Raw genomic sequence first — 25,352 nt, forward strand, 5'->3', positions numbered from 1 at the left:
GTACGGATGCGGGTTTTCGAGGGGCGCTACGAGCGGGCGATCTCGGCCGTGTCTGCGAGGATGTCGTAGGTGCAGGAGATCCCGGTCCGCGTTACCGACAGGATCAGGTAGGGCTGGCGGAAGCGCGCGTTCCAAAGCTCGTGCTCGAACTGCCAGACATGCACCGGAATGGCCGGGTTGCCGACGGCGACCCGAGGCTCGGCCTCCGCCGACCAATCGACCGCCCCCGCAGGCGCGGGCGCGCGATGGGCGCAGGCATCGGCTGCGCGGGTTCGATATGCAGAGACGAGGGCCTCCTCGGTTGCGGACCGGTAGAGGCTATCCTGAAACCAGACCTTGAGGACGGCGAGCAACGCCAAAGCCAGGACGAGAGCCCTCATGACGGATTCGCAATCTCGGCCTTTCGCGGCCGGCCAACGGACAGGGCCGCGCTGCATTCAGCCCTTGGGCGGACGCTGCGGCGTTTGATCTCAGAGGCGGCCAGAGTGCCTCCGGCATGGTGAACAAAGAGTTACGGCGAGCGCGCGGCGGCAAGCGAAAGAGGCTCACTCCGCCCGCCTCATTTCGCAGTGCGGCAAGCGCCGAGGGCCGCGTTTCGGCCGGGAATTGCCCGCGAAAGGCTTGTCAGAGCGCGTTCCATGCGGCATGGATCGCGGCCAGTCTCACACCAAAGTCGAACTTCCGGGGAGGACATACGACCCATGGCAAAAAAGAAGATCCTGATCACCTGGCCTCTGCCGGATGCCGTCATGGCCCGCGCGCGGGAAACTTATGATGTGATCGCGCACGGAGACAACCCGAAGATCACCGTCGACGAGATGCTGGAAACCGCCAAGTCGGTGGATGCCATCCTGCTCACGCTCAACGAGAAGTGCCCGAAGGCCGTGATCGATCGCGTGCCTGAGAACATCAAGTGCATCTCGACGTTCTCGATCGGGTTCGACCACATCGATCTCGAGGCCTGCAAGGCTCGTGGCATCAAGGTCGGCAACGCGCCCCATGGCGTGACGGTCGCGACGGCGGAAATCGCCATGCTGCTGCTGCTCGGTGCTGCGCGCCGTGCGGGCGAGGGCGAGAAGATGATCCGCACGCGCTCCTGGCCGGGCTGGCAGCCGCTGCAGCTCGTCGGCCAGCGGCTCGACAACAAGAAGCTCGGCATCTACGGCTTCGGCAAGATCGGCCAGGCGCTGGCGCAGCGTGCGCGCGGCTTCGACATGGAAGTCCATTACTACGACATCTATCGCGCGAAGCCCGAGGTTGAGGCGAAGTACAACGCGACTTATCACGACAGCCTCGACAGCCTGCTCAAGGTCTCGCAGTTCTTCTCGATCAACGCACCTTCGACGCCGGAGACGCGCGGCTTCTTCAACAAGGCCACCATCGAGAAGCTGCCGCACGGCGCTATCGTCGTGAACACGGCGCGCGGCGATCTCGTCAACGACGAGGACATGATCGCGGCGCTCAAGTCCGGCCGCCTCGGGTATGCCGGCCTCGACGTGTTCGCGGGCGAGCCCAAGATCAACGAGGGCTATTACGACCTGCCGAATACGTTCCTGTTCCCGCATCTCGGCTCTGCGGCCATTGAGGCCCGTAACCAGATGGGCTTCGAAGCGCTCGACAACATCGACGCGTTCTTTGCGGGCAAGGACATGCCGTTCAAGCTGGCCTGATCGCCTGACCAGATATGCTTCGTGGCGGCATACGGATTTGAAAACCGTATCCCGCCCCGATTTTTTTCGGACCGCTCGAAGTTGGCTATTGCTTCAGCTCGGCCTGCTTCTTCGGCTCCGACTTCTCGGCGCGCACGCGGGCGAGCATGTCACGCACCATGTCGCGGGCCGTGAAATCGCAAGCTTCGCGGCTCGAATAGCTTTGATTGTAGTCGCGGGCGAGCTGCGGGAAGACGCTCTCGCTCAGGCGCTGATTGGCCTTGTTGCCCGTCATGAAGGCCGTCTGGCTTTCATCGATGTAGGTGTCGAGCTCCCCGATCTCAGCGGGCGTCAACGGGCCGCTGCACTTCACGGCGATGATGCGCGCGGCGATGGCGCCGCCGATCGAGGCCTTCGTACCCGGCCAGCGGGCGGTGTTCGCGGATGCGCCGCTTGCGGCGATGAGCGAGAGGCCGAGCGCCAGTGTCGAGGCGCGGAAAGCCCAGGTAGTCTTCATGATCGTCTCCGTCGTTGAATGACCGCCGAGCTCGTTTCATTCGTTCCGGCCGGCGTTGAGAGGGAAGCCAGGCCGTGCTCTTGGATCGGTCATAGAACTTGAGGCGAGGGCTCGTCCGACAAGTGTTTTGTCCGGACACCGGACCCGCCTATGATGCGCAGAGAAGATATCTCTGAGGCTTGATCATGGCAGACGGCGAGGCGGGGCGCATTGCGGCAAATCGTGGCCAGAACCCGTCCAGGGAAAGCGGGAAAACGCCATCGATCGGTCTTGTTCTCGGCGGCGGGGGCGCGCGAGGGCTTGCTCATCTCGTCATGCTCGAAGTGTTCGATGAGCTTGGAATCAAACCGAAAATCATCGCCGGAACGTCCATCGGCGCCATCTATGGCGCGGCCTATGCAGCCGGACTTTCCGCCCGCGACATTCGCGCGCATACGGAAGAGACGTTAACCAACAGATTTGAGCTCCTGCGTGATCTGTTCGCCGCACGCGTGCAGGGAGCGGGGCGTTTCTGGAACCTGTTTTCAGAGCGTCACGCCATTCTGACGCCGGAGGCGCTTTTGGATCTCGTGTTTCCCGAAGGGGTTCCAAGGTCGTTCGACGAACTCGCCATTCCGCTCCACATCGTGGCGAGCGACTTCTACGCGCTCGAGCCCGCGGTCTTTTCCTCCGGCCCCTTGCGGCCGGCAGTGGCGGCGAGCATGGCGCTGCCCGTCATCTTCGAGCCGGTTCTGATGAGCGGACGCAGCTATGTGGATGGCGGCCTCACCAACCCGTTGCCGTTCGATCTGATGGCGGGGCAGGTGGACGTGGTGGTGGCGATCGACGTGTCCGGCTCGCCGGTGCCGTCTCCCTCGCGTTTGAGGCCGACGGCGATCGAGGCGCTGTTCTCCTCCTCGTTCCTGTTCGAGCGCTCGATCGTGCGGGAGAAGCTCAAATCTCACCAGCCCGACATCTATATCGATGCCGGAACGGGGCGGTTCCAGGCGCTCGAGTTCTGGAAGGTCCGCGAGATTCTCGCGGCCGCGGAGCCTGCCAAAGCGCAGCTTCGCGCCAAGCTTCAGCGGGTTCTCGGCTCCGAAAGACTGGCGGAGATCGCGCCTCCCGAAAAGCACGCAGCACTCGCCCCGCCGGATGGCGCGAAAGAGCGGATGCGCCGCCTGCTTGCGCGCGCCAAGTCGGATGGAGACCGGCAGACGTGATGCGGTGTGCTGGCGTTTTCTAGTCCGCGCGGCGCGAGGCGAAGAACGTCTTCAGAAGCGCGGCGGCCTCTGTCTCGCCAAGACCAGGATAAAGCTCCGGCCGATGATGGCAGGTGGCGTGGCTGAACACGCGGGCCCCATGCTCCACGCCGCCGCCCTTGGGATCGGGCGCGGCATAGTAGAGGCGGCGGATGCGCGCGAAGGAAATCACAGCCGCGCACATGGGGCACGGTTCGAGCGTGACGTAGAGATCGTGGCCGATGAGCCGCTCGCTGCCGAGCCTGGCGGCGGCTTCGCGAATGACCAGCATTTCCGCGTGCGCCGAGGGATCAGACAGCTCGCGCGTGCGATTGCCCGAGGTGGCGACGACAGCGCCGCTCTGATCCGTCAGGACGGCGCCGACGGGAACCTCTCCCCGCGCCGCGGCGGCTTGGGCCTCCGCGAGCGCGAGTTCCATGTGGCCGAGGCGGGCCGGGGGTGCCATAAGGTCGTCTTCCATTCGAATCCAGAGCCTGACGTCCATGCGCAAGTCATCATTCGGTCATCGCCCGCCGCGGGGCAAGCCGCAAGACGGCGGTTCGCGACATCGCGATCGTTCCAGCACCTCCGCCTCGGGAGGCCGTGGCGGTCGGGAGGAGCGGCGCGACGGCCAGGGCGGCAAGAAGAAGCCGTTTGCGGCCAAGTTCCGTGCAAGGACTGGCGAGCAGGGGGAAAAGCGCGGGAGCGAGGGGGAGCGTCCGGACCGGAGAGAGAAGCCGTCGCCGGCTACCAGTTTTCGCGTCCGCAAGCCGGGGCCGCGTCCTGGCGGCGGCAAGAAGGGCGCTCCGCAGCAGCGTGTTCCTTCGGTCTCAGAGCCCATGCGCATTGCGAAGGCGATGGCGCGGGCTGGGCTCTGCTCGCGGCGAGAAGCGGAGCGCTGGATCGCGGACGGGCGGGTTAGCCTCAACGGGCAGGTGCTGAAAACGCCAGCGGTGGAGGTGCGGCCCAAGGATCGCGTGCTGGTGGACGGGCAGCCTCTGCCCCTCGCGGAGCCTTCACAGCTCTGGCGCTACAACAAACCGAAGGGTGTGGTCACTACGCACAACGATCCGCAGGGGCGGCCCACGGTATTCGACAACCTACCGCCCGGATTGCCGCGCGTGATCTCAGTGGGGCGTCTCGACTTCAATACCGAGGGCCTCATCCTGCTCACCAACGACGGCGAGCTTGCGCGCCATCTCGAGCTGCCGGCGACAGGGTGGCTCCGGCGCTATCGCGTGCGTGCGAAGGGGCGCGTCACGCAGGTCGATCTCGACAAGCTGAAGGAGGGCGTGGAGATCGACGGCGTGCGCTACGGGCCGGTGGAGGCGACGCTCGACACGATGCAGGGCGCCAACATGTGGCTGACGGTCGGCATTCGCGAAGGCAAGAACCGTGAGGTGCGCAAGGTGCTTTCGAGCCTCGGGCTCGACGTCAACCGGCTGATCCGCGTGTCGTTCGGGCCGTTCCAGCTTCTGGACCTGAAGCCGGGCGAGGCAGAGGTGGTGCGGCGGCGCGTGCTTGCCGACCAGCTCGGGCCGCAAATCGCGGCGGAGTTCGGACTGGTGGATGCGAGCGAGGACAAGCCCGCCAAGAAGAAGGGTCCGCAGCGGCCGCATCCGAAATCCAAAGGCGAGCACGAGGACGCGTGATGCGGGTCGTCGGCGGGACTTTCAGGGGGCGCGCGCTGGCGACGCCTCAGCACGACGGGCTCCGGCCCACATCCGACCGGGTGCGTGAGGCGGTGTTCAACATCCTCCTGCATGGCGTGCCAGATTTCACGCTCGCAGGCGTGCGTGTCATCGATCTCTTCGCTGGGACTGGCGCGCTCGGCATCGAGGCGGTTTCGCGTGGGGCTGCGTATTGCCTGTTCGTGGAAGAGGCCCCGGAGGCGAGGGCGTTGATCCGGACCAACGTGGAGGCGATGGGGCTCACGGGCGCGACACGTATCTTCCGCCGCGATGCCACGGATCTCGGTCCGGCCGGAAACATGGAACCCTACGGGCTTGCGTTTCTCGATCCGCCCTACGGCAAGGGCCTCGGTGAGAAGGCGCTCGTCGCACTGCGCGACGGGAAGTGGCTGACACCCGGCGCGGTCGTCGTGATGGAGGAACGGGCCAACAGCGAGGCGGTGCTGCCCGACGGGTTCACCGAGCTCGACCGGCGCACCTGGGGCGACACGCAGGTGGTGTTTGGTGGCTTCAACGGATCCGGCGGATGAGGTTTGCTTCCGTGGCGCTCTGGTCGGCTTTCCGCTTCGTTCTTACTGAGCTGTGTCTGGACCCCGGCCTTCGCCGGGGTGGCATCAGTTTGTGGCGAGCGGCTTCAGCATAACGAACGTCATACCGGCGGAGGCCGGTATCCAGACACGTATCAAGTGGGTGTCACTTGCGGCCGAAGAGACGCTCGATGTCGGAGAGCTTCAGCTCGACATAGGTGGGGCGTCCGTGATTGCACTGGCCGGAGAAAGGCGTCGCTTCCATCTCGCGCAGGAGCGCGTTCATCTCGGCTGCGGTGAGGCGGCGGCCGGCGCGCACGCTGCCGTGGCACGCCATGCGCGAGGCAATGGCTTCGAGGCGTTCGCGCAAGGGCGCGGCGGTGCCTTCGTTCAGCAGCTCGGCGGCGAGATCCTTCACGAGTCCATCTACTGACGAGGTGCCGAGGAGGGCCGGAACCTCACGCACGGCGACGGCGGCAGGGCCGAACTTCTCGAGCACGAGGCCGAGCTCCGCGAGCTCTTCGGCCTTCTCATCGAGGGCGAGCGCTTCGTCGTCGCCCACTTCGACGACGGCGGGGATGAGGAGGGCTTGGCGCGCGACACCGCCATTGGCAAGGGCACGTTTCAGGCGCTCGTAGACGAGACGCTCGTGTGCGGCGTGCTGATCGACGATGACGACGGAGGTCTCCGTCTGCGCGACGATGTAGGTTTCGTGAAGCTGCGCGCGGGCCGCGCCAAGGGGACGGTGCTCATTGCCGGGAACAACGGACGCTTCGTCGTGCGCATTGCTGTCGGCGCTCGGCGTGTCGAACGCTTCGAAGGGCGCCTGGAAGGCCGCTTGCCGCTCTTCCGCGAAGCCTCCGCTTTGGGCGGGTGCTTCGAAGCGGAAGGACGACGGCGCGGGGTCGTAGTGGCGGTACTGCTGCGGTGTGGCGGCCGGTGTGCGCGCGAGCGTTTCGAGTGTTCGCGCGCCACCCTGCGCGCTGGCCCGGAAGCCCGCGTTTTCGAGTGCATGACGCAGGGCGCCAATGAGAAGGCTGCGCACGGTTGCGCCGTCGCGGAAGCGGACCTCTACCTTTGCGGGATGTACGTTGACGTCCACTTCCGTCGGCGGCAGGTCGACGAAGAGTGCAAGCAGGGGATGGCGCCCCTTGGGAACGAGATCGCCGTAGGCGACACGCACGGCGCCGAGAACGAGCTTGTCGCGCACCGGGCGGCCGTTGACGAAGAGGAACTGTTGGGATGCGTCGGGACGATGCAACGTCGGAAGGCCAGCGAAGCCTCTCACGCCGATGCCGTCGCGCTCACCCGATACGGGCACGGCATCGTCCATGAACTCGCGTCCCATGATGCGGCCGAGGCGCTGCAGCATACCTTCGGACGTCGCGTCCGTGCGAGGGAGGCGCAAGCCCGTGCGCTCTCCCATGGTGAGGGAGAAGCCGACGTTGGGATGCGCCATCGCGAGACGCTTTACGGCTTCGGAAACGGCCAGATTTTCGGAGCGTTCCGATTTCAGGAACTTGAGCCGCGCTGGGGTAGCGGAAAAGAGGTCGCGTACCTCGATGCGCGTTCCCGGATTGAGGGCTGCAGGCTTCAGCGGTTGCTTGGCGCCACGGTCCACGGCGATCTCCAGCGCATCGCGTGCACCGCGTGGCCGGGAGGCGATGGAGAGATGGGCGATGGCGCCGATGGAGGGCAGGGCCTCGCCGCGAAATCCCAGGGTGTGAATGGCCAGCAGATCGTCCCCGTCGAGCTTCGAGGTCGCGTGGCGCTCGACGCAGAGGGCCAAGTCGCGGGCGTCCATTCCGATGCCGTCGTCTGTCACGCGGATCAGCGACAGCCCTCCCGAGACGGTGACCACCTCGATCTCCGTCGCGCCCGCGTCGAGGGCGTTCTCGACCAGCTCTTTGACGACGCTCGCAGGCCGTTCGACCACCTCGCCTGCGGCGATGCGGTTGACGGTTTCTGGGCTGAGCTGGCGAATGGCCATCGTGAGATCGGAACCTGCGGTGGGAGCGAATGGTAGGCGGCGGCGCCGACTCGATACCGTGTTCCTCAGGATAGCCGCAGGCAGACGGCATAAAAAGGGGGCGGAAACTTCATGCGTTTCCGCCCCTTCTTCGTTCGTAAGTTCGTTTTCCTCAGTTCAGGCCCCAGACCTCGACGATGCCTTCGCCTTTGAGGCCAAGCTTCGAGCGGTATTTCAGCTCGATTCGGTCGACCCGCCGGCCGCGGCCCTTGAGGTCGATGGGCGTGGTGAATTCGCCGTCCTTGAGCTTGCGGGCGAATGGCAGGTTCTCGGCCTCGCCGTTCTCGTAGACGATGCGGGCGCTGTAGAACGTGACGTCCGACCGGCGCGCGGCGAAGCGGATCGCCTTGATGCGGCCGACGCGGGGATCGACGCGGATGGCGTCGCGCTCCTTCGAGAACATGGAGACGCGCTCGGCGCCGAGCATCAGCCAGCCGCCGTTGCGGCCGGGGCGATCGCGGTCGCCGATCCAGGCGTTGGCGATGTCGCCGTAGATCTCGACCACGGCGGGGCCGCGGCGATTGGGGGCTGCCCTGTAGACCAGCTCGATCTCGCGGATGAAGCGGTCGCCTCGCAGATCGATCGGCCGGGTCTGGCTGCCGGCGGGGATGGCGGTCTCGATGACCTTGCGGTCGCGCTCGCCGTTTCCATAAACCACGGTCAGTTCGCGCAGGAAGATGTCGTTGTCGGAGACGCGGAGCGCGAGCCGCTCGAAGCGGCCGAACTGCTCTCCCACGCGGATGACGTCGCGCTCGCCGCGGAACGTTACGTCCTGCACGCCGAAAAGCACCCAGCCGGGCGGGATGTTTCCGCCGATGCCGCCCCATTGCCCCGGACGCGGGCCGTCTGCGCCAGGACCGGGGCCGGGACCATGCGGCGGACCGCCTTCGACCTTGCCAATCACTTGCAGGATCGTCTCGCCGGGCCTGAGGCCGGGGCGCTTGGTGACAGAGATCTGTCGCACGGCGCGGCGCGGATCGACGGCGATGGGTTTGCTCTGCTGGCCGGGCGCGACGCGGTTCAGGATCGGCGATCTCTGGCGCGTCCCGTCGGCGTATTCGATCTCGGCGTCTTCGAGGAGGACCGGCAGGTTGCCTGAGCGGATCGCGATTTCGGAGACGTGTGACTGGCGCGGGTCGATGCGGAAGACGACGTTGGCCATCCGATTGTTTATGCGCGCTTCGCCTATGATTTCCGGCGGACGCTCGCGGGAGGGCGGGCCGCCCCGGTCGCGCTCGCGGAACTGAGCAAGGCGGATCTGTGCGTCTGCCGCCTGGGCGACGGATGCGAAGCTGCCGGCCAGAGCCGATACGAATGCAGCTGAGGCAAGTGCGAGCGAGATGTGGTTACGCGCCACGGCGTATTCCCCTGTTAGGCCTATTGTCTTCATCGAAGTGCGCCTGGCCGGGACGCTTTCGACGCTTCGGAGAGTAAGGGCCGACGGAGCCCAAAAAAAGACAGGACTCGGATGAGCCCTGCCTCATTTCGTTCTACCGGTTTGCCAGCGAGCTACGCAGCCCGGCGGTCAGTGCTGACCCCAGATCTGGACCACGGCCGGACGTCCGTCGAGCGCGCTGCGGAGACCCTTGGCGAGGTCGAAGCGCGACCGGTAGCTGGCCTCGATGGATTTAATCGGCGCTTTGCCGCCTTTGAACTCCAGCGGGCCGTAGGGCTTGCCGGGGTCCACGCGCTCGCGCATCGTGAAAACCTCGTCTGGGCCGCTCGCGTATTTCACGCGGATTTCCTTCAGCGTGATGGCGCGGTCCACGGCCTCGATGCGGAGGCGCGTGAAGCCGCCCTCGTTCTCGCCGACGGTGATCACGTCGCGGTCGAAGCCGGTGAAGCCCGCCGTCTGGGCGCCGAGCAGCACCCAGCCTTGGCGATAGTTGCGCCCTTCGCCCGCAGGATCGAGCCAGCCCTTTGCATATTCGCCCGTCACCTCGATGCGGGCTTGCCCGCGGAAATTCGGATGCGAACGGTAGGTCAACTGGATTTCACGAATGAACCTGCTGCCGTCGATTTCGAACCATTTGGAGCGCGTGTTGGCTTTGAGGTCGGCGTCGACGGCGAGGTTCTGCTCCTGCCCGTCGACGAACACCACCCTGAGCGCGTTGACGTGGACGTCGTTGCCGATCACGCGCAAGCGGATGCGCGTGAACTTGCCGAGGTCGCCGCCGACCTTGATCACGTCACGGTCGATGCCGAAGCCGACGTTCTGGTATCCGAACATGACGTCGCGGCCGTCCTTGACGGTGCCCGGGACGGAGTTGTCCGGCAGGGTGCCGGATTTGGCGTCGGTCACGTCGCCGGTGGAGGGCGCGGAGCGTTGCTTTTTCGCGCCCTCGGCGGTCTGGATGCCGAGTACCTCGATCACCGCCTTGCCGCTGCCGGGCGAGTTCACGATGTTGACAGTGTCGATGAAGCCATCGCCCGATGTGTCGTTGATCGGCCGGGTGCGCTCGCCTTTTGAAAGCACGATGGGACGCGTCTCGTTGTGGACGGTACCGTCGCGGTAGACGATCTGCACGCGATCGATGTTCGCCGTCCCCGTCTTGGCGCGAATGCGGATGCCGCGAAACGCGCCCGGCGCCTCGCTGACGTCGATGGATACGCCGCTCCCGCTGAGATCCACGGTTTGCGTGCCGATGAGGACGAGGCGATCTTCGGCTTCGGCGACGGACAGAGCGCCGGCCGCCATCAAGGCGAATACGGCAACTCCCAGCCTGCGGAACATGATGGTCTCCGTTATGGACATGCCAAGCTTTGGCGTGGCCAGTGTTACGCAAGAAAGCGCCGAAAAAGAAGCGGGCGGTATTCTGCTCGTCCGCTCACGGCCTAGGCGGCGGTCAACATGCCGGACTAGTGGGATCGGCGGGCGAACTCGCCTATGGTCGGGGGCATTCAGCCCGGTGCGCGTTGATGGGAGACTTTCGAGCGATGCGGATCGATCCGGGGGCGGCCATCGCGGAGTTCGCGGCGCTGTTCGGGGAGCGTGTGCAGACGGGCGAGGCGGTTCGCCGTGCTCATGCCAACACGCTGACCTGGATCGCGGCCGAGCCGCCGGACGCGGTGGTGTGGCCCCTCACGACTGAGGAGGTGGTTCAGATCGTGCGGGTGGCTGCGGGCCATCGCGTGCCGCTGGTTCCGTTCGGGGCGGGAACCTCGCTCGAAGGGCAGGTGAATGCTCCGCGGGGAGGCATCTCGGTCGATCTCAGCCGCATGACGCGGATCCTCTCGGTTTCGCCGAGCGATCTCGATTGCGTGGTGGAGGCCGGTGTTACCCGCCCCTCATTGAACGCGCATATCCGCGATCTTGGTCTCTTCTTCTCCGTCGATCCGGGGGCGGCGGATGCGACGCTCGGGGGCATGGCTGCCACCCGGGCATCCGGCACCAACGCCATGCGGTATGGGACGATGCGGGACAACGTTCTTTCCCTTAAGGCGGTGATGGCCAACGGGGATGTGGTCGTGACGGGAGGACGGGCGCGCAAGTCGGCAGCAGGGCTGGATCTGACGCGGCTTCTGATCGGCTCGGAGGGCACGCTCGGCATCATCACCGAGCTTACCCTTAAGCTCAATCCCATCCCCGCGCGTATCATCGCCATGGCCTGCCCGTTCTCGTCGCTCGGCGGGGCGTGCGATGCGACGATCGAGGCGACCGAATGCGGCCTGGGACTCGCCCGCGTGGAGCTTCTGGATGCGCTTCAGATCCGCGCCGTTAATTTTCATTCCAAGCTCTCGTTGCCGGAGCAGCCGCATCTGTTCGTCGAGATCGCGGGCGGAGAGGCCGCCACGGAGGAGCAGCTTCGAGACTTTCGCGAGATCGCGCTTCGCAACGGAGCCATGGCTTGCGATTGGGCGGACGGCGAGGAAGGGCGGAGAACGCTCTGGCGCGCGCGGCATGATGCGTTCTGGGCGGTCAAGACCATGTGGCCGGGCAAATCGGTGATCGCGAGCGATGTGTGCGTGCCCGTTTCAGAGCTGGCGCGCTGTGTCTTGGAGACGGTTGCCGACATCGAGGCCTCGGGATTGACCGCTCCCATCGTGGGACATGTGGGCGATGGGAATTTCCACGTGCTGCCGGTCGTGGACGTGGAGAGCACCGCGGAGCTTGCTCGGGTACGCGCGTTTCTCGACCGGCTGGTGATGCGAGCGCTCGACATGGGAGGGACCTGCACCGGTGAGCATGGGGTCGGGCAGGGAAAGATGGCGTATCTCGCCCGGGAACTTGGTGCACCCGCCGTAGAAACGATGAGAGCAATCAAGAGCGCCCTCGATCCGTTTCAAATATTAAATCCTTGTAAGATGTTAGGAGACGGATTAGGGAATTGAGCGCGGGTGCCCTGGCATTCATCTAGTTGAAAATACTGTATATTTTTAAAATACAGTTCTTTGGAGTTATTAGCCTAAATCTTAAGCAATATCTCCGGTCGTTTTCGCAGCAGCTTGCAAAGTCGTTTCATTTGGGGTGAAATAAAAATTGCGAACGTGGCGCCGTCCCACCTATCCCCCCCTAGGGGCGTCACAGTTCTTCAGCCCGCGACCTCCCCCCCGGTCGCGGGCTTTCCATTTTCTGGAAGGTCGTCGTGGGATCGTGGCGGCTCTCGCGTCGCTCGCCCTTCATGATGGGGCGGCGCGTCTCCAGCCAGCGGCCTTTGCTTCGTTCTCCGAGCAGAACCAGCGCTCGCCCTTTGCGGTGCTCAGCTTCACGCTGTCGTAGGAAGGTTGCCACGGGAGCAGGTAAGTGCGTGCGCCCGAGCGGATGCGGCCCTTGATGGGGCAACCTTCGGGTGCGGATCGTGTTGCTTCCTCCCAGCGTTTGTCGCGGTAGTCCTGCGGGCGCTCGATGTCTCCAGCCCACAGCCCCACCTTGTCCGTCTGGGCTTCGCTTTCGACACTGGCGTAGCGGCTCAGGAAGCCTCCGGTGGCGAACACGCTGCCTTCCCGCACAAGCTGCCGGGCGATGTCCTTGCCGCGCGTGTAGCAGCGGGCCTTCTTGCCAGTTTCGCCGTCGCTCAACAGCTCGCAGGAGATACGCCGGCCGCGCACCAGGTTGGCGAGGGCATCCTTGGCAGCTACGCCGCAGCGCCACTTGCCGCTCTTGCGCTGGCAGGATTGGCCGGTCTCGGGGGCCTCGATCCCGTCGAGGGTGATGAGCGTGCCGGCGACACGCAGCGTATCTCCCGAGATGGCGATGGCTCGGCCTTCGAGTTTTACTGCATCCGTGTCGGGGAGGGCGCCTGTCGTGGACGGCGCGGATACGACGCCTGCTATCTGGCTTGGCGCCGCATAATAAAGAGCAGCGCTGCCCGCCGCTGCGATGGAGACGATGCCGAGCAGCGCGAGGCCTGCCGTCGTGACGGATACGCGCGTATCTCCGGGAAACACGACCTCGTAGTTGCGCAGCTTGGCCAGCAGGCCTTCCCGATCTCCAGACCGGCGGTCGCGGCCGGGACCGGTCAGGTGGGCCAGCACAAGGAGGAGAGCGAGAACGCTTGCGATGACGGCTGCGACGAGGGCGTCGCCATCGAAGCCGAATGTCCAGGTGCGATACGCGGTGCCGAGCACTGTGAGAGCGGCCGCAATCCTGAGCGCGAGATTGATCTTGGGAGCGCGGACGACAGACAGAAGCGGTTCGAGGATCGGTCCAAGCGGCTCTCCTGCGCGCCGGGCCAGCGTGGCCGTGCCTGCCCCCAGTCCCTTGGCCGTGGCGGCCAAAGCGGAGCCTGTGGCTAGGCTCGCCCGTCCCAGAAAGGAGGCTGATGCAACCGAAAGCGACTTGAAGTGTGACCAGGCGCCGGTGCTGGCGCTGCGAACGCCGGATACGCTGGCGTCGAGCCCGCGCTTGCCGGCCTCCTTCACGTGGGCGGCGGCTGCCGACTGCACGTCCTTCAAGCGCTGGCGGCGCTGCTCACGGCGCACGAGGATGGTGGTGCGGACGTAGTCGCGCCATTCGAAGCCTTCATTGCGTTTTCGCCACCAGAACACGCTCTATCCTCGTGCCGTCTTTCCGTGATGTTTCGATGGGGAAGGGGCCAGCTTACACGCGGGCGCCACGCTTCCTGCCGGACCCATGTCCCCCAATGATGGCAGGGCTTTGTCCGAACGACACAAAAAGCTCAAAATCCCCAGCCGGCGCCACATGGACTTGAGCGCGGACGAGGGATAAAATTCCCGCCAATTGGATTTGTCGTTTGCTGCAACTGGAGAAATCTCATGAAGCCGGTTGGTTTGCGCTTGGTTGGTCAGCTCGTTGCGGCAGCCGGTGTCACGGCCTTTTTCGCGGCCGCTACCCCGGTTCTGGCCATCGACGACGACGGTCCCGCCAAGCCGCGTATCGATTGCACGAAGCCAGTCAACAAGAAGAAGCCTGCCTGCAAGCCGCACAACGTCTCCGACGATGCCGTCATCAACGGGGCCTACTGGCTGGCGCATACGGGGCGGCTGGCGGAGTCTCTGGCTCTTCTCGGTACGGTCCAAGATCGCGAAAATCCGCGCCTTCTCAACGCGATAGGCTTCGCCACGCGGAAGATGGGAGATGTGGACGGCGCTCTGCCCTACTACGCGCGTGCACTCGAGATCGAACCCGATTATGTTCAGGCGCGCGAGTACATGGGAGAGGCGTTCCTGGCCAAGGGTGACCTCGCCCATGCGACCGAGCAGCTTGGTGAGATCGAGCGCCGGTGCGGCCAAGGCTGCGTGGCGTTCACGGAGCTCAAGCGGCAGATCGTGGCGTTCGAAGCGACGCATCCGCAGCGCGGGTGAGCGAACCTCGCACAGATTTTGATTGAGACTAGCGGGGGCGGGCATCTCGCTTCCCAAGGGGGACTTTGATGATCAGACTTGCGTCCAGAACCGTTCGGCTTCTCGGTGTCTCGGCTCTCGGTGCCGCGCTTTGCGCGTCTCCGCTGCTGGCTGAGGGACAGCGGGTTTCCAAGGATGTGGGACCCACGAGTGCGGCGTGCGATGCGCTGGCCAAGGGAACGGCTGCATGGACGGCCTGCGTTGGGCAAGCGAGCGCCAAGATGGCGGACGACGAGCTGTTCTATGCCGGCTACTGGCTGGCGAAGAACGGACAGTACGAGCAGGCGCTCGGCTATCTCACTCTTGCCCAGAAGAAGGACGAGCGGGTTCTGACCTACATCGGCTTCGCGACGCGTAAGCTCGGCCATGTCGACGAGGCGATGCCGATCTACCAGAAGGCCCTCGAGGTCAACCCGAACTACACGGTTGCGCGCGCCTATCTCGGTGAGGCGTTCCTCACCAAGCACCAGCCGGAGCAGGCTCGTGTGCAGCTTTCTGAGATCGAGCGCCGTTGCGGGGCTACGTGCCCAGCTTACGTGGATCTCGAGGGACATATCGCCGACTACGAGCGCGCAGCGCGGGGCTGATCGTCTAGCGATCCGGCCAAAGGCAACAGATAAAGAGCGTGTTCTCGCACATGAGGCCACGCTCTTTTCTTTTTCGGACTGGCGGCCGGTCAGTTGGTGGCGGGCCGCAGAAGCGGGTTTGCCCAGAGGCGCACGATGCCATCCGCGCCTGCGGAGGCGAGGCGTGATCCGTCCGGCGAGTAGGTGACGGCGTTGATCGCGCCGGTATGGCCGGTGATGGTGCGGATGGTGCGCCCGCGTGAGACATCCCAGATGCGAAGCTGCCCGTCGGCGCCGCTCGACGCGAGATTTGCGCCGTCGGGCGAGAACGAGAGCGAGCCTACGCGGCCGCGATGGCCGTATAGGCGGCGCTGGGAGCGGCCGGAGCTGGTGGACCAGAGACGGATACTGCCATCGAGACTGGCCGAGGCGATCGCCTTGCCGTCCGGCCGGAAGGCCAGTGCGGTGATGAAATCCTGGTGGCCGCGATAGGTGCGGATGCGATCGAGGGTATCGAGGTTCCAGAGCTTGACGGTTTTGTCGGCGCCGCCCGAGGCGAGGCGCGGACCTTTGTCGGTGGTGGCGTAGGCGACGGCTTGCGCCGCGCTGGCGTGGGCGTCGATCACCTGCACTGGGCCGCCGGGCGTCGCGGTATCCCAGAGCGTGACTTTCCAGTCGTGGCTAGAGGCTGCGAAGCGGTCCGCGCGGCCGGCAAAGACCACGGACCAGATCTCGGCCTCGTTGCGCTTGAAGGAGCCGAGCTTCTCGGCGCGCTGCCAATCCCACAGCACGATTTCGCCGCTGCCATGGCCCGTTAGGGCGTGTGTGCCGAACAAGGCGAATGCGGTCGCCGGGCCATTGTCGAGCTCAATCGTACGGATGAGCATGCCGGAGCTTGGGTTCCAGATCTTGAGGCGAGCGTCCGCGCCGACGGTGGCGATGGCCGAGCCGTCATTGGAGAATGCCACGGCGGTCACCGGCCCAACGTGTCCGCTCAGCTCGGCGACGGGGCGAATGACGGGGGCTTCCTGCAAGGACGCGGTGCGAATGGACGATCCCGTCGAGACGCCAGCCGTGGTCTCGCCGCTGCCGCGGCTTTCGAATTGCGGAAAGCGATCCTGCATGGCGACGGCGCCACTCGCGACGCCGACGCCGACGAGAAGCTTGAACAGGATGGGGCGCCATCCCACGCCTTGCCGCGCGCGGATCGGGCGAGGGCGGCTCGCGGGTTTGCGCTTTTCCTTGTCCTTATCTTTCTCCTTGGCCTCCGCCTTCGGCTCCTTGACGATGATGGCGGTGCCGGGGTCCTTCTTGCGCAGGATGCGCGGGAGCTTGATGGGCTCGGGCGGCTGAGACAGTTTCTTGGTGCCGCCCGCTGCCGCGGCTGGCGCTGCGGCGGCGGCAGGCTCCGCCTTGGCAGGAGCCACCTTCTCTTTTTTCTCTTTCTCTGCTGCGGGTTTCTTCTTCAGCCCGTCGAGGAAATCGAGCATGCCGCCCTTGGGACCCGGCGCATCGGGTTGCGGCGGTGTCGCCGCGGCGGCAGGAGATTTCGCAGGCTTGGCAGGGGGAGCGGCCTCCTCCTGAGCATCTGCCGGCTTTGCAGCCGGGGCTTTTGCAAACCAGCTCGGCTTCGCGGGCTCGGGCGCGAGCAGCGCGCCGCGCCAGGCCGCGATCGATTGCGGGCGAGCTTCCGTCTGGAGGGCGAGTGCGTGATCGATGGCCTTGAGGAAGCCCGCGCGGTAGGCCGACAGTGCCGCGTCGCGCGCGGGCGTCAGCTCGTCCTTGACCATGCGCGAGGGGCTATCGGACGGCCGCTTGCCGGTGACCGCATGATAGAGCGTGGCGCCGAGTGCGTAGATGTCGGTCCAGGGGCCCTGCTGGCGGCTCGTCTCGGCGTACTGCTCATAGGGCGAGTAGCCCGGCTTCACGAGTGCGGAGACGGTTTTCGAGTGCGCGGCGATCTCTCCGCGCGCCGAGCCGAAATCGATCAGAACGGGCGAGCCGTCCTTGCGGATGATGATGTTGTCGGGCGCGATGTCGCGATGCAGGAAATCCTGCTTGTGAATGAGCTCGAGTGCATCGAGGAGCGGCGCGATGATGGCGTCTAGCTCCTTCTGGCGGGGCGCGCGGCCGAGACCCTTGAGCCACGACTTGAGGCTTTGACCCTCCTCGAAGTGAAGCACCATGTAGGCTGTGTTGTTCGCTTTGAAATAGCGATACACGCGCACGATGTTGGGGTGCGAGAACTTGGCGAGCGTCTGGGCTTCCTCAATGAAGCGGTCGAGCCCCCAGCGATAGTCGCCGGCGCAGTCCTGCGAGCGGGGACCGGCATCCGCGGTGGAGGAGCGGGCGGCGAAGTCCGACGGGAAGTATTCTTTGATGGTGACGTTGCGGTCGAGCGCGACCTCCTCGGCGAGATAGGTGATCCCGAAGCCGCCCGCGCCAAGCACGCGCTCGATGCGGTAATCACCGACAAGCTCCGTGCCGCTCTTTAGCGCAATCAGATTGGTCATCAGCTCTCGGGCTCTGCGTTGGCTCGGGACGCGTGTTCGAGGCCTGTGGCTCGAATTTTGTTGAATCGCTCCAACAGTCTAGCATCTTGGTGGGCGCTCATCCGGCAGGGGGCAATCAATACCCATCTTTCTCGGCGGGCCACTCTTCAAATTGTGCTCCTCGCGGAAAAGCACGTCGTGTGCAAATCACCTCCGTTGCCCCTTGTGAAGCAGGAATGTGGCGGAGGCGTGCGCTTGGCGCTCCAATGTTGTGCCATTTTGCGCGGGAGCCGCCGTCCGGCCATGTTGCTGCCGCAGAGCGCAACGAAGACTTGAGGCAGATTCGGGCCTGAGCATATCCCATGCAACCTTCGAAACGCGAACCCGTCAGGCTCCGCCGTGGTTGGGCGCCGACGATCCTGATTGTGGCCGGCGGACTTGCGCTCGCCGGGCTCGGCACGTCCGCGTGTGCCAATCCGGAAGCCGCGCCGGGCGGGAGCGGTTTTGCAAATGCCAGCTCGGCCTTCGACTCGTGGGCGGCTTTCACAGATTGGATCGCTGCTAGCTATGCGCAGGCGCCCGCGCTGGTGCTCGGCCTCGTGGCGCTGATTGCGGTGCCGCCGTTGGCGCTGATCGGGTTGCTGGTTCGGAAACGCGAAGCGGCATCGCTCGAGGTGTCGCAGCTTCAGACGCAGGTGCGCCGTGTTTCGCGCGAAGCGGCGGCCGAGCCTCGTGAAGGCGTGAGGACGGGGCATATTCCATTGCGTCCGCTGGAAGCGTGGATCGAGATCGTCAATGCCGGCGAGGTGGCACCATCCGCCACTCAGCAGCGTTACGGACTTCGGCGCACTCTGCTCCGGATCGGCCGTGAAACCGACAACGACATCTGCCTCGAGGACATGACGGTGCATCGCTATCATGCTGCCATTCATCGTACCGAAGATGCGGAGTTCGTGATTACCGACCTTTCGAGCGCGGGCGGAAACGGCGTGGTGGTCAATGGACGCGCGGTGGCGGAGGCGCGGCTCGGCAGCGGCGACGTCATCGAGCTCGGCAACGCGCGGCTGAAATTTTCGGCCGCTCCGGCGAGCTAAGACTGGCGAGCTTAGAGAACACAGGATCAGGAGGAGGACGAAGCAGCATGTCTGGGAACGCTGGTGGGCCACAAGGTCAACGTTCGGGCCGTTTTCTTGGGTCGCTCAAGGATGCGCTGGTGGCTGCCAGCCGGGAGGATACCGGGCGGCAGGAGGCGGCGGTAAAGCTGGCCGCGGCCCAGGCGAGCGAGGGTGCGACGGTTGCCGTGCCGGGGCCGGATGCGGCCGTCCAGCTTCCTCCGCCGCGCGGCGAGGCAGCAACGCCGAGTGCCGCGGAAGCGGCGCGTGAAGCGCGCACGCCGCGGGTGACGGTGGAGAGCCGTCATGTGGAGACCGATTCGCCGCCGACGACGCGCGTGGTGCGTGCGGTCGGCAAGCCGTCTCAGGATGCGCCTCAGCGCACGACGCTCGTGCGCGGCAAGATGCAGGTGACGCGCGGCGCGTTCGAGCACGATCCGGTGGTGGGATGGCTGGTCGTCGTGGGCGGGCCCGGCATCGGACAGTTCCGCCCGATCTTCGAAGGCAACAACTCTCTCGGCCGCGCGAGCAGCAACCGCATTCCGATCGATTTCGGTGACGACGCGATCTCGTCCGAGGAGCAGGCCTATATCCGCTACGATTCGGCGGAGCGCTCGTTCCTGTTCGTGCCGAACCTCGCGAAGACCAATGTCGTTTCCGTGAACGAGAAGCGGCCTACGGGTGCGGTCGAGCTCGCGCAGATGGACGTGATCACGATGGGGCGGACGCAACTCGTGTTCGTGCCGTTCTGCGGGGCGGACTTCGACTGGTCGGCGCTGCAGGAGCAGAGTTGAGCACAAGCTTTCACGACTTTGACGACGGGCCGTGGCGACACGGCTTAAATACTTGTCATGTCTGGCTCCTCGCCGGAAAACCGCTTCACACTGCTGTTGAAGCGCTCTAGGTTTTCGAGGAGCCCGGCGCTGCCGTTTCGGATCCCGCGAGCCGGGGCCGAGCGATCATGGTCTAAAAGGACGAATGCTAGCTTTCGAGCATGCCAGCCGCACCACCAAGGGTGCGCGTAGCTACCAGGAAGACACCGCTCTTTTCTGGAGCGGGGAAGATGCAGCCGCTCCCGGCGCGGTCGTTGCCGTGCTGGCCGACGGCATGGGCGGGCACGCGGGCGGCGCGCTTGCGAGCCGCATGGCGTGCGAGAGCTTCATCAAGGCCTACGCGGATCAGGACGGCCCGAACACGGAGCGCCTGATCGAAGCGCTGACGGCGGCGAACCAGGCGATCGCCGATACCGTAGATGCCAATCCCATGCTGGCGGGCATGGGGTCGACGCTGGTCGGCGTGACCTTCGGGGCGGACGGGATCGAATGGGTCAGCGTGGGCGATAGCCCGCTGCTGCTCTACCGGCGCGGTGAGATCGCGCTTCTCAACGAGGACCATTCGCTCGCGCCCGAACTCGACCGGCTGGCCGCCGCGGGCGCGATCTCGGAGGACGAGGCGCGCCGCGATCCGCGCCGCCACATGCTGCGCTCGGCCGTGACCGGCGACGACATCGATCTCATCGATCTGTCGCGCCGTCCGCTCAAGGTTGAGCCCGGCGATTATATCATCCTGGCGAGTGACGGCTTGCAGACGCTCGAGTCGATGGAGATTGAGCGTATCGTCGCTGCCTATGCCGAGGATGGGGCGGTGGCGGTGGCCAATGCGCTGATCCGCGCCGTCGAGGCGCTCAAGGATCCGCACCAGGACAACGCCACGGTGGTGGCGGTGCGCCTTCTTCCTCAAGACGCCAGCAGCGCAGGTGTCGCCGATGCAACGGGCGATGCGCGGGCGCCAGTGCAAGACGAGGACCGGTAGCAGGTTCTTGCGACCGGGTCTCCCCTGCAACGCGGCGGCAAGGTCCAAACAAGCGAACGGCGGCACTATGGGTGCGTGGACGTCTGCCGTCCGCGGACGCGATCTCTCCAGACACGAGAGATTGCGCGGCCCCGCTTTCGTGAGCGGGCCTCGGTCCGGCAGGCAGGTGCACATCGATCGTGGTCTGGGAGGTCGCTTTGGTCTGGCCAACGCGCGTTCGGCGCCGTGAGCAGAAGCATGCCTTCGAGGCTGCGCTCGAAGACGCACGCCTCGATCCGGACGGGCAGCCCATTCTGTTCGAGGAGAGTGCCGGGATCGGGCCCGCGATCGGAAGTCTTGGCGACATCGCGACGGCCTCCGGCTACGTGGCGCACCAATCGCTGGCGAACGCCTACAGTGCGGAGCGCGATCCCATCGAGGCCAAGACCGTCGAGCCGCCGGGCGAAGCCGCGCGCAAGCTCAAGGAGCTTTTGACGTCCAAAGTGCATTCGCCGGGTGAGTTGCGGCGCTTCAGGCGCCGGTTCGCTGCCCAGAACCATCCCGACCGGGTTCCGGCGGAGCTTCGCGCCGAGGCGCTGGCGGCGATGGCCGAGGTCAATGCGGAGATCGACCGGGCCTTGAAAACGGCTAGGCCGTCCTAGAGCGAGGTGGGGGGCTGGGGCGCGCTACTTGATGCGGCCTCCGTATTCGAAGCCGCCACCATCGATCGTGTCTTCCCAACTGAACGCGGCGAGGAAATCCTCGCATCGTCCCATCACGCGGCTGGGGTAGGCGCGCATGTGCTCGACGCGGCCGCTGTTGAACCACACGGTCACGAACAGTGGCGGCTCGGTCTCGCGGCCCAGCATGTCGTCGATGAAACGGATGAGGGAGCGGGGCGGACAGTATTGCCAGGCCTGGCGGAGTCCTTTGACCTGAATGTAACTCGGCGGCCCCATGACGGATTGAAGCTCGGTCTGATTCATGCCGGGAGCCACGAGTGAGATCTGGTAGCCGTCGCTCAGGGCCGCGCGCGGCAGACCCGCGAGCGCGAGCGCTGCGGGGGCGACGAGGACCAGCTTTCTCAGCCACATCGATACGCGGATCTTGAATCGCATTGCCGCTCCCACTCGCAATCCGGACGCGGTGGGCATTAGAGCGGGCTGCGCTTGTGCCAGGCTTGAGGGACGCCAGGTTTTCTCCGTACGCGGTTCTTTATTCTGCGACTCTCTCCAAGGCGGAATGACCACTTTCAGCAACACTTCAAGAGCGATTCGCGGCAGCGTCCGAGAAATCCTCAACAAATCGTTGATCGAAAAGCCGACGCACTGCATCCCGGTTAAGTGGGGTTGCGTTTCTGATTCGGGGGGTGCCGATGTGCGGGGGAACATCAAATGATCGTCGTGGTGGACGAGCGGGCGACCGTTACGGAAGGATACACGTCCTGGTTTAACCGGGAGGGAATCTCGGCGTGCGGCTTGGCGCCGGGAGAGTTCGAAGGCTGGGTGAGTGCTGTTTCCGAGGCGGATATGCGGTCCGTCGAGGCGTTTCTGCTGGGTGACTGCGGGAACCGCTGCGCGCTTGCCAAGATCATCCGTCGCCGCTCGGCGACAACTGCCGTGATCGCGATGAACGAGAACCGGTCTCTCGAGGAGACGCTGGATCTGTTCTCGGTCGGCGTGGACGACGTGGTGAGGAAGCCAATTCACGTGCGCGAGATCATCGCTCGCGTCAAGGCAATCCGCCGGCGCGCGGTGGGGGCGCCCGACTATACCGATGTCGGCGAGATGCGCGTGTTCTTCGATGGGCGCGATCCCGAGGTGAAGGGAGAGGTTCTTCAGCTTCCGCGCCGCGAGCGGCGCATCCTGGAGTATCTCGTCAGCAACCGCGGTTGCCGCATCAACAAGACCCAGATCTTCAACTCGGTCTACGGCCTGTTCAGCGAGGACATCGACGAGAACGTCGTCGAAAGTCACATCAGCAAGCTCAGGAAGCGGCTTCGCCACCGGCTCGGCTATGATCCGATCGACTCCAAACGCTACCTCGGCTACCGGCTGGTGGTCGACGCGGTGGCCGAAAAACGGGGCGAAACTGGTGATCCGTCCAGCTTCGCGCAAGATGCGGATGCTCTACTCGATAGGTCAGAGCTATTCGTGAAGGATCCCGTCGTATGAGCATTTCCGGCATGATGCGGACCAGTGCGTCCGGTATGGCTGCGCAATCGAGCCGTCTCGGCACTGTTTCCGACAACATCGCCAATGCCAGTACGCACGGCTACAAGCGCGCGTTCACGGAGTTCTCAACGGTGGTGCTCGAGTCCGGCTCGTCAAGCTACGTGCCGGGCAGCGTGGATGTTCAGGTCCGCTATGGCATCACGCAGCAGGGCGGCTTCGACTACACCACGTCGAAGACCGATCTTGCGGTGAGCGGCGAGGGGTTCTTCCTGGTCAACGACGGCAGCGGCGTGACGTATCTCACGCGCGCAGGCTCTTTCGTCAAAGCTGCCAACGGAGATCTCGTCAACGCGGCGGGTCTTACGCTCCAGGGCTACCCGTTGAACGGCGGCGTGGCCGCCGTCTCCGCCAACGGAACGACGGGCCTGCAGAACGTCAACATCAGCGCGATGTCGCTCGAGGCAACGCCCTCTACCCAGGGCACGTTCTACGCGAACCTCAAGGAAGACTCGGCTATCCAGACCTCGACGCCTGGAACGGTCAACGACACGACCTCCGTCTATTCCGCGAAGACGTCGATGACGGTGATCGACAACGTCGGCCGCGAAGTGACGCTCGACATCTATTATACGAAGACGGCGACGAACACGTGGGAGGTCTCGATCTTCGACGCCTCCACGGCCGATCCGACGACAAAGTCGTTTCCCTATGGCTCGGCCGGCGATCCGCCGCTCGCGATGGAAACGCTGTTGTTCGACCCGACCACAGGTCAGCTCGATACCACCACGCCGAGCCCGACCTACATGGATATTCCCGTGCCCAACGGACAGACCCTGCGCCTCGACATGGCCGAGTCGAGCGAGCTTGCCGACGAGTTCCAGATCCTCAAGTCGGACGTCAACGGCAACAAGCCTAGCTCGGTGGAGAGCGTGGAGTTCGCCGGAGATGGCACGCTCTATGCCGTCTACGGCAACGGCGCGCGCGTCGGCATCTATCGCATTCCGCTCGCTACCGTGCCGAGCCCGGACAATCTTACGCCTGAGGCGGGCAATGCCTATTCCGTCAGCGCGGATTCGGGAAATCTTCAGCTCGGTTTTCCGGGAACGGCCCTGTTCGGAAAAATTCGTTCGTCGGCACTCGAAAAGTCGACCGTCGATACGGCAAGCGAACTCACCACGATGATCGAGTCTCAGTTCGCCTTCACGGCGAACTCGAAGGTGTTCCAGACCGGTGGCGAGCTCATGGAGGTCCTCGTCAACCTCAAGCGCTAAGCGCTTGAGATGATCTAGGGGGAAGCACGCGCGATGAGCCTTTCGGCAAGTTTGTCCACCGCGAACTCGTCCCTCTGGGTCTCTGGCGACCGCACCTCGGTCGTCTCGCGGAATATTGCCAACGCGGATCGCGCCTATTACACGCGCAAGTCGGTCGAAGTCGTCACCATGCCGGGTTCCGGCGTGCGGAGCTCGGGCGTAACGCGGGCGGAAGAGCCCGTTCTTTTTCGCCAGATTCTGTCGTCGAGCTCGTCGTCCGCGATGCATTCGGCGATCCTCGATTCCCTCGATCTTCTTGATGCCACCGTCAATGACGTGGAGCTCGATGCGTCGCCCGCCGCGCTCATCAACAAGCTCTCGACGGCGCTTCAGAGCTATTCGACGCAGCCTCACAGCGAGCTTGCCGCGAAGGCGGCCGTGCGGGCAGCCCAGGATTTGGCGACCGGCCTCAATGGCGCGGCGGCAACCGTGCAGAAGGTCCGCAACGACGCGGATGCCGGCATCCAGTCGTCCGTCGATCGCGTGAACTCTCTGCTCGCGCAGTTCCAGACGCTCAACGATCAGATCACCAAGGGGACGATCTCCGGCACGGACGTCACCGACTATCTCGATCATCGCGACCAGATTCTCGCCAGCCTCTCGAACGAGGTGGGCATCCGCACGGTGTCTCGCGACAACAACGACATGGCGGTCTATACGGACAGCGGCGTGACGCTGTTCGACAGATCGCCTCGCAGCGTGGTTTTCGACCGGACGACAAATCTCACGCCAGGTCTGGCGGGCAGCGCGGTGTACATCGACGGCGTTCCGGTGACGGGCGCCAATGCCACCATGCCGCTGCAGTCAGGCCGCCTTGTGGGGCTCGTGCAGGCGCGCGACGATATCTCGCTTGCCTACGAGGCTCAGCTCGACGAGATGGCGCGCGTGCTCGTCACGGCCTTCGCCGAGACGGACGCGAGCTCCGCTCTGCCCGATGCGCCTGGACTTTTCACCTATTCGGGCGCGACGACTGTTCCTCCGGACGGTGTGCTGATCAGCGGTCTCGCGGCCGCGCTGCGGATCAATCCGAACGTCGATCCCGACAAGGGCGGCGTCGCGACCCGTTTGAGGGACGGCGGCATCGCGGATCCTTCGGTCTCGAACTACATCTACAACACGACCGGAGCGGCGAGCTATACGGATCGCCTCGATGAGCTGATCACCAAGATGGGCGGGACGTATGCCTTCGATGGCGCGGCCAAGCTCGCCAACGGTGGCACGCTCGAGACCTATTCCTCGTCCTCCGCCGGTTGGCTGCAGGAGGCGCGTAAGGTCGCCGACGACAGCTATCAGTATCAGAACACGCTTCATCAGCGGTCCTTTGAATCCTACACAAAGCTAACGGGAGTGAACCTCGACGAGGAGCTTTCGCTCATGCTCGAGCTGGAACGGTCGTTCCAGACATCGTCGAAACTGATTTCGGTTGTCGACACGATGTACACCGCGCTTATCGGGGCCATCTAGGTAAGA

At 64.9% G+C, this 25,352-nt stretch carries 23 protein-coding genes; 14 read left to right on the forward strand and 9 right to left on the reverse strand.

What is annotated here, in order from left to right:
- Positions 1–26 precede the first annotated feature (26 nt).
- Positions 27–380, reverse strand: a complete 354-nt coding sequence (locus F812_RS0101725) for a hypothetical protein (protein ID WP_020084229.1) — start codon at positions 378–380, stop codon at positions 27–29.
- A gap of 321 nt (positions 381–701) precedes the next feature.
- Between F812_RS0101725 and F812_RS0101730 the strand changes: the two genes are divergently transcribed.
- Positions 702–1,670 (forward strand): 2-hydroxyacid dehydrogenase, encoded by a 969-nt coding sequence (locus F812_RS0101730; protein ID WP_020084230.1) that lies wholly within the window; start codon positions 702–704, stop codon positions 1,668–1,670.
- A gap of 85 nt (positions 1,671–1,755) precedes the next feature.
- On the opposite strand, the gene F812_RS0101735 is transcribed toward F812_RS0101730, so the two are convergent.
- Positions 1,756–2,166, reverse strand: coding sequence for a hypothetical protein (locus tag F812_RS0101735; RefSeq protein WP_020084231.1), 411 nt, complete (start codon positions 2,164–2,166; stop codon positions 1,756–1,758).
- Positions 2,167–2,351: 185 nt separating this feature from the next.
- Here F812_RS0101735 and F812_RS0101740 point away from each other — a divergent pair, with 185 nt between their 5' ends.
- On the forward strand, positions 2,352–3,368 hold the full coding sequence (locus tag F812_RS0101740; RefSeq protein WP_020084232.1) for a patatin-like phospholipase family protein: 1,017 nt from the start codon (positions 2,352–2,354) through the stop codon (positions 3,366–3,368).
- 19 nt (positions 3,369–3,387) lie between these two features.
- Here the strand turns inward: F812_RS0101740 and F812_RS0101745 are convergent, their stop codons facing one another.
- On the reverse strand, positions 3,388–3,825 hold the full coding sequence (locus F812_RS0101745; RefSeq protein WP_156827225.1) for a nucleoside deaminase: 438 nt from the start codon (positions 3,823–3,825) through the stop codon (positions 3,388–3,390).
- 64 nt (positions 3,826–3,889) lie between these two features.
- Between F812_RS0101745 and F812_RS27245 the strand changes: the two genes are divergently transcribed.
- Both F812_RS27245 and rsmD read left to right on the forward strand, forming a co-directional pair.
- On the forward strand, positions 3,890–5,038 hold the full coding sequence (locus F812_RS27245; RefSeq protein WP_020084234.1) for a pseudouridine synthase: 1,149 nt from the start codon (positions 3,890–3,892) through the stop codon (positions 5,036–5,038).
- The gene (rsmD, locus tag F812_RS0101755) at positions 5,038–5,607 is read left to right on the forward strand and encodes a 16S rRNA (guanine(966)-N(2))-methyltransferase RsmD (RefSeq protein WP_020084235.1); all 570 of its coding nucleotides are present in this window, start codon (positions 5,038–5,040) and stop codon (positions 5,605–5,607) included. The genes F812_RS27245 and rsmD overlap by 1 nt, the downstream gene beginning before the upstream one ends.
- 163 nt (positions 5,608–5,770) lie before the next feature.
- Here the strand turns inward: rsmD and mutL are convergent, their stop codons facing one another.
- The 3 genes from mutL to F812_RS0101770 form a co-directional block, all read right to left on the reverse strand.
- Entirely contained in the window at positions 5,771–7,594 is a 1,824-nt protein-coding gene (mutL, locus tag F812_RS0101760; RefSeq protein WP_020084236.1) for a DNA mismatch repair endonuclease MutL, read from the reverse strand.
- Positions 7,595–7,745: 151 nt separating this feature from the next.
- On the reverse strand, positions 7,746–8,990 hold the full coding sequence (locus F812_RS0101765; RefSeq protein ID WP_020084237.1) for a hypothetical protein: 1,245 nt from the start codon (positions 8,988–8,990) through the stop codon (positions 7,746–7,748).
- Positions 8,991–9,158: 168 nt separating this feature from the next.
- Positions 9,159–10,367 carry a hypothetical protein gene (locus F812_RS0101770; RefSeq protein WP_020665344.1) on the reverse strand — a complete coding sequence of 403 codons (1,209 nt, stop codon included), beginning with the start codon at positions 10,365–10,367 and terminating at the stop codon, positions 9,159–9,161.
- Between the two features lie 203 nt (positions 10,368–10,570).
- Here F812_RS0101770 and F812_RS0101775 point away from each other — a divergent pair, with 203 nt between their 5' ends.
- A complete protein-coding gene (locus F812_RS0101775; RefSeq protein ID WP_020084239.1) occupies positions 10,571–11,965 on the forward strand; it encodes an FAD-binding oxidoreductase in 1,395 nt (464 codons plus the stop codon).
- Positions 11,966–12,253: 288 nt separating this feature from the next.
- On the opposite strand, the gene F812_RS25155 is transcribed toward F812_RS0101775, so the two are convergent.
- Positions 12,254–13,621, reverse strand: coding sequence for a thermonuclease family protein (locus F812_RS25155; RefSeq protein ID WP_020084240.1), 1,368 nt, complete (start codon positions 13,619–13,621; stop codon positions 12,254–12,256).
- Between the two features lie 228 nt (positions 13,622–13,849).
- Between F812_RS25155 and F812_RS22180 the strand changes: the two genes are divergently transcribed.
- A complete protein-coding gene (locus tag F812_RS22180; RefSeq protein WP_020084241.1) occupies positions 13,850–14,398 on the forward strand; it encodes a tetratricopeptide repeat protein in 549 nt (182 codons plus the stop codon).
- Positions 14,399–14,466: 68 nt separating this feature from the next.
- Entirely contained in the window at positions 14,467–15,024 is a 558-nt protein-coding gene (locus tag F812_RS25160) for a tetratricopeptide repeat protein (protein ID WP_020084242.1), read from the forward strand.
- A gap of 89 nt (positions 15,025–15,113) precedes the next feature.
- Here the strand turns inward: F812_RS25160 and F812_RS0101795 are convergent, their stop codons facing one another.
- A complete protein-coding gene (locus tag F812_RS0101795; protein WP_026867770.1) occupies positions 15,114–17,516 on the reverse strand; it encodes a WD40 repeat domain-containing serine/threonine protein kinase in 2,403 nt (800 codons plus the stop codon).
- A gap of 341 nt (positions 17,517–17,857) precedes the next feature.
- Between F812_RS0101795 and F812_RS0101800 the strand changes: the two genes are divergently transcribed.
- The 4 genes from F812_RS0101800 to F812_RS25165 all read left to right on the forward strand — a co-directional run bounded on the left by F812_RS0101800 (position 17,858) and on the right by F812_RS25165 (position 21,060).
- Positions 17,858–18,589, forward strand: a complete 732-nt coding sequence (locus F812_RS0101800) for an FHA domain-containing protein (RefSeq protein ID WP_020084243.1) — start codon at positions 17,858–17,860, stop codon at positions 18,587–18,589.
- Between the two features lie 119 nt (positions 18,590–18,708).
- Complete coding sequence (locus F812_RS0101805; RefSeq protein ID WP_020084244.1) at positions 18,709–19,401, forward strand: FHA domain-containing protein; 693 nt, start codon at positions 18,709–18,711, stop codon at positions 19,399–19,401.
- Positions 19,402–19,585: 184 nt separating this feature from the next.
- Entirely contained in the window at positions 19,586–20,419 is an 834-nt protein-coding gene (locus F812_RS0101810; RefSeq protein ID WP_020084245.1) for a PP2C family protein-serine/threonine phosphatase, read from the forward strand.
- Positions 20,420–20,616: 197 nt separating this feature from the next.
- On the forward strand, positions 20,617–21,060 hold the full coding sequence (locus tag F812_RS25165) for a hypothetical protein (protein ID WP_020084246.1): 444 nt from the start codon (positions 20,617–20,619) through the stop codon (positions 21,058–21,060).
- A 24-nt stretch (positions 21,061–21,084) separates the two neighbouring features.
- Here the strand turns inward: F812_RS25165 and F812_RS0101825 are convergent, their stop codons facing one another.
- Positions 21,085–21,516: a hypothetical protein gene (locus F812_RS0101825; RefSeq protein WP_020084247.1), complete on the reverse strand. Its 432-nt coding sequence runs from the start codon at positions 21,514–21,516 to the stop codon at positions 21,085–21,087.
- A gap of 276 nt (positions 21,517–21,792) precedes the next feature.
- Here F812_RS0101825 and F812_RS0101830 point away from each other — a divergent pair, with 276 nt between their 5' ends.
- Genes F812_RS0101830 through flgK form a run of 3 tightly spaced genes read left to right on the forward strand, consistent with a single transcriptional unit; the run spans position 21,793 to position 25,346 of the window.
- Positions 21,793–22,572: a response regulator transcription factor gene (locus F812_RS0101830; protein WP_020084248.1), complete on the forward strand. Its 780-nt coding sequence runs from the start codon at positions 21,793–21,795 to the stop codon at positions 22,570–22,572.
- The gene (locus tag F812_RS0101835; RefSeq protein WP_026867772.1) at positions 22,569–23,843 is read left to right on the forward strand and encodes a flagellar hook protein FlgE; all 1,275 of its coding nucleotides are present in this window, start codon (positions 22,569–22,571) and stop codon (positions 23,841–23,843) included. Before F812_RS0101830 ends, F812_RS0101835 begins: the two co-directional genes overlap by 4 nt.
- A gap of 33 nt (positions 23,844–23,876) precedes the next feature.
- Positions 23,877–25,346: a flagellar hook-associated protein FlgK gene (flgK, locus tag F812_RS0101840; protein WP_020084250.1), complete on the forward strand. Its 1,470-nt coding sequence runs from the start codon at positions 23,877–23,879 to the stop codon at positions 25,344–25,346.
- The last annotated feature ends 6 nt before the right edge of the window (positions 25,347–25,352 follow it).

Source organism: Hyphomicrobium zavarzinii ATCC 27496, assembly GCF_000383415.1.
In the GTDB taxonomy this organism is placed as follows: domain Bacteria; phylum Pseudomonadota; class Alphaproteobacteria; order Rhizobiales; family Hyphomicrobiaceae; genus Hyphomicrobium_C; species Hyphomicrobium_C zavarzinii.